Origin of the sequence: uncultured Amnibacterium sp. (assembly GCF_964244015.1) — a bacterium.
Taxonomy (GTDB): Bacteria; Actinomycetota; Actinomycetes; order Actinomycetales; family Microbacteriaceae; genus Amnibacterium.
Genome location: NZ_CAXTHO010000181.1, coordinates 1 through 4126, shown reverse-complemented (window position 1 = coordinate 4126; position 4126 = coordinate 1). Strand labels below are relative to the sequence as shown.

7 protein-coding genes are annotated in these 4126 nt (G+C 71.3%); 6 read left to right on the top strand and 1 reads right to left on the bottom strand.

The genetic code is table 11. The features are described from left to right. The 6 genes from ACFE67_RS14360 to ACFE67_RS14335 form a co-directional block, all read left to right on the top strand. Positions 1-494: ferritin-like domain-containing protein (locus ACFE67_RS14360; RefSeq protein WP_375407555.1), on the top strand; the 494-nt coding region annotated here is incomplete at its 5' end. A gap of 85 nt (positions 495-579) precedes the next feature. Continuing rightward, complete coding sequence (locus ACFE67_RS14355; RefSeq protein WP_375407554.1) at positions 580-774, top strand: twin-arginine translocase TatA/TatE family subunit; 195 nt, start codon at positions 580-582, stop codon at positions 772-774. A gap of 4 nt (positions 775-778) precedes the next feature. Continuing rightward, positions 779-1150, top strand: a complete 372-nt coding sequence (locus ACFE67_RS14350) for a preprotein translocase subunit TatA (RefSeq protein WP_375407553.1) — start codon at positions 779-781, stop codon at positions 1148-1150. Between the two features lie 174 nt (positions 1151-1324). After that, complete coding sequence (locus ACFE67_RS14345; protein ID WP_375407552.1) at positions 1325-1810, top strand: histidine kinase; 486 nt, start codon at positions 1325-1327, stop codon at positions 1808-1810. A gap of 61 nt (positions 1811-1871) precedes the next feature. Next, positions 1872-2720, top strand: coding sequence for a hypothetical protein (locus ACFE67_RS14340; RefSeq protein WP_375407551.1), 849 nt, complete (start codon positions 1872-1874; stop codon positions 2718-2720). Positions 2721-2756: 36 nt separating this feature from the next. Continuing rightward, a complete protein-coding gene (locus tag ACFE67_RS14335; RefSeq protein WP_375407550.1) occupies positions 2757-3413 on the top strand; it encodes an alpha/beta hydrolase in 657 nt (218 codons plus the stop codon). A 138-nt stretch (positions 3414-3551) separates the two neighbouring features. Here ACFE67_RS14335 and ACFE67_RS14330 read toward each other — a convergent pair. After that, positions 3552-4126, bottom strand: a 575-nt coding sequence (locus ACFE67_RS14330; RefSeq protein WP_375407549.1) for an HNH endonuclease, incomplete at its 5' end; no start/stop codon positions are given.

The window sequence follows — 4126 nt, the reverse complement described above, 5'->3', positions numbered from 1 at the left end:
AGAAGGGCCAGAAGTTCGACGCGTTCGCGAACGACACGAACTTCCTGCTCGCCGCCTTCCTGTTCGAGGACGTCGGAGTCACCGCCTACAAGGGTGCCGCCGGCCTCATCACGAACAAGACCTACCTGGACGCCGCAGCCGGCATCCTGGCGGTCGAGGCATACCACGCCGGTGCCGTGCGTACCGTGCTGTACGCGGAGGCGGAGAAGAACCACGCCATCTACGGCATCGTGCAGAAGATCTCCGACATCCGCGACGCGGTCGACGGCTCGAGCAACGACGACCAGGCCATCCAGTACGGCTCCGACAAGGCCTGGAAGCCGAAGAACCCGTCCAACCTGGTGCCGACCGACAAGAACGGCATCGCCTACGGCCGCACGCCCGGCCACGTGCTGAACATCGTGTACGTGACGCCCGAGACGAACGCGACCAAGGGTGGCTTCTACCCGAACGGTGTCAACGGCGCGGTCAACTCGACCAGCTTCGGCAACTGACGTCCTGCCCCGATCTCGGCGCCGCCACCCACCGGTGTGGGTGGCGGCGCCGAACCGCGTGCGACCCGGATCGAAGGACATCCCCATGATCGCTGGACTGACCGGCATCCACCTGCTCGTCATCGCCCTCGTCGTCGTCCTGCTGTTCGGGGCGACGAAGCTGCCGATCTTCGCGAGGGGGCTCGGTCAGTCGATCAAGGTCCTGCGCACCGAGCTCCACCCGGATGCCGCGTCCGTGCGCGTCCCCGCCGAGGCTCCCATCACCACCCCTGCGCCGTAGCGCCGTGTTCGATCTCCCGCTCGGCACGCTGCTCGTCATCGGCGTGCTCGCGCTGTTCCTCGTGGGCCCGGACAAGCTGCCCCGCTACGCCGCTCAGCTCGCGACGTGGGTGCGGGTCGCGCGCAGCATGACCGACGACGCGAAGAAGCGCGTCGCGAGCGAGATGGGCCCGGAGTTCGAGGAGGTCGACTGGGCCGGCCTCGACCCGCGCCGGTATCACCCGAGGCGCCTGCTGACCGATGCCTGGAACTCGGCGGGCGAACGGGCTCCGGTTCCGCCTCCGGCAGCGATCGAGCAGACCCGCGAGCACGAACCCGATCTGCTCGCCCTCGCCGAGGCTCGCGCCATGGAGGAAGCGGTCGCCGTCCGCAGGTAGCCGCAGGCACCGGTCGGGTGCCCGCGCCTCATCCGCCGGTCGCCCAGCTCCATCCGCTGCTCACCCGCGCCACTCCCGCTGGTGGGGGCGCGAGCGCGGTGAGACTCCCGACGAGGGTCGCGTGGAGGCGCCACCGCACTTGATATGACACCACGATGGTGTCACCATGACACCATGGACATCGAGCGGTACACCGACCGTCTGCGGTCGCAGCTGGCTGCCGTCGCCGACGCTGGATCGGACGAGACGCGGGCACTCGGTGAGCGGATGAGCGCGGCGCTCGACCCGGCGATCCGGCTGGCGCTGCTCGAGGTGCTTGCGGACGCCGCGGCCGAGATCAGCCGGGAGCTGGCACCCGGCTCGGTAGAGGTGCGCCTCCGGGGCCGCGATCCCCAGCTGGTCGTCATGCGCGCGACCGAGCCGGCTCAGTCGCCGGCTGTGACCGGTGCTTCCGCCTCCGCCGTGGACGACGACGCCGCGACCTTCCGCACGACGCTGCGCTTGCCGGAACGACTCAAGTCGCGGGTCGAGCAGGCAGCGCTCGCCGAGGGCCTGTCCGTCAACACCTGGCTGGTCCGCGCGGTCACGACCGCGCTGGAACCCGGTGGTCGCCGCACTGTCCCGACATCAGGAGACCGATTCAGTGGCTGGGTGCGCTGAACGCGCCCCGCCGACGGCGGGCCGATCCGTCATGCCCTCACGAGAAAGAGAAGGAATCGTCATGCCCGTCTTCGAGACAGCAGGGCCCGCCGAACTGGACGTCGACGTCGCCGTCGGCCACATCGAGGTGACGGCCGAGGAGCGCTCCGACGTGCACGTGGAGGTGCTGCCGTCGAACCCCAAGAAGGCCGGCGACCGCTCGCTCGCCGAGAGCGCGGCCGTCGACTTCGACGGTCGCCGAGTCCGGGTCGGCGTCCCGCGCCGGACGACCCTGTTCGGGCGGACCGACTCCGTCGACGTCCGCATCGCCCTCCCCACCGCGTCGTCGGTCGAGATCGAGAGCTCGTACGGTGCCGTGCGGCTGCGCGGCACCCTCGGGCGGACCCGGGTCCGGGCCAAATACGGCACCGTCGGTATCGACGCGGTCGGCGACCTGGACCTCTCCGCGCCCTACGGCGAGGTCGACGTGCGGGAGGTCCGCGGGAACCTCGACCTCGATGCCGGCCATGCTCGGGTCCGCATCGGCAGCGTCGCCGGCACGGCACGGGTGCGCGCCTCGCACGGCTCCGTCGATCTCGGCGTCACGCACGGACCGGTGGACGCGCGACTGTCCGGCGCGCTGACGATCGAGACCGCGTTCACCGACGTGACCGCACGCAGCGCGCACGGGGTGCTGCGCATCGGCGCGGCCATGGCCGGCACCATGCGGCTCGAGAACGGCCATGCCGACGTCGAGGTGGGCGTGCCTGCGGGCACCGCCGCGTGGGTCGATGCGGCATCGGCTCACGGCGTGGTCCGCAACGAGCTGACGGCCGGCGCCGCAGCGGACGACACCGAGCGGACCGTGGAGCTGCATCTCTCGACCGGCTGGGCCGACGTCGTCGTCCGCCGCTCCTCCGTGTTCGCCTGAGCAGCGTGCTCGCCGGGTACGCGCTTGGATGAGGCGGTGAGCGCCTCGCTGATCGACCGCCGTTCCGCCGACTGGCCGGAGGGGGACCTCGGGCCCGATCGCCCGGTGGCCCTGCTGCTGCACGGATACGGCTCGAACGAGCACGACCTCGCGGGCCTCGTCCCCGCGATCGGGCTTGCGCTGCCCTGGGCTTCCCTGCGGGCGCCGCTCGAACTCGCGCCCGGTGCGTCAGCGTGGTTCGCCCTCACCATGCCGGGCGATCCGGATCCCGCGCCGGTGATGGAGGCGACCGAAGCGATCTGGGCGTGGATCGATGCGTCCGCCGGACTGGAGGCGCGCGTCGTGCCGATCGGTTTCTCGCAGGGCGGCCTCATGGCGTCCCAACTGCTCCGCACCCGCCCGCGGCGGGTGCTCGCACCCGTGGTGCTGGCGGGCTTCGTGCTCGGTACCGAGCAGCCGGCCGACGCGGACCTGCTCGCGGAGCGACCGGCGGCGTTCTGGGGCCGAGGCGACGCGGACCGGGTCATCACGCCGGACGCGATCGCGCGCACCGCGGCGTTCCTTCCGCAGCACACGACCCTCGTCGAGCGGATCTACCGGGGGCTCGCCCACGGCGTGAGCGCCGAGGAGATCGACGACGTCCGAGCATTCCTCGCCGCCGAGGTCGGCGCGGAGGCGGTCACCCCGCGCTGATCGCGACTCGCGCCACATCCGGAACCTCCCGCTCGTCCAAGACCAGCGAGTCTTCCGCGAATCGCGCTCCGAACGCGTTCTCCGCGCGCGGTCGCCCCTCTCTCGTTGATCGAGGTGCGAGCGAAGCGAGCCTCGAGATCACCCGGAGTCGGTGGTGCTCCGCTGCGTCCAGGGGTTGGGCACCCGTCGTGGTCGTGCCCGGGCGAGATGCCCACGGGTCTGTCTGCGATGCGTCGGATCCGGTGGCCCGACCCAGCCCTTCGGGAGGATCCAGTGTTCCCCGTCGTGCGACCGGATCTCGACGGGTGCGTGCTTCGCGTGGACGAGGTGGTGGTGGTACGAGCAGAGCATGATCCCGTTCCCGATGTCCGTGGGACCGGCGTCCCGGGCGTACCACCGCACATGGTGCGCTTCGAGGTACGGGGCAGGCACGTGGCAGCCCGGGTACTGACACGTCCCACCCGCCGTCACGGTCAACGCGACCTTCTGCGCAGGGCTGAACAGGCGATGCGACTGGGACAGGAACAGCGGTTCCCCCGTGACCCCGGTGACCAGCAGCCGCGTCTCCCCGGTGCAGGCCCGCCGTTCGATGACCGGGATGGGGAGTCCGGCCATGATCCCCGGCGCCCACCCCTGCCCGCGGCGTTGCTCGACCTCGTCCGCGGTGACGGTGATCACCGTCTCGTGGGTCACCGCGGTGCCAGCGAACCCGG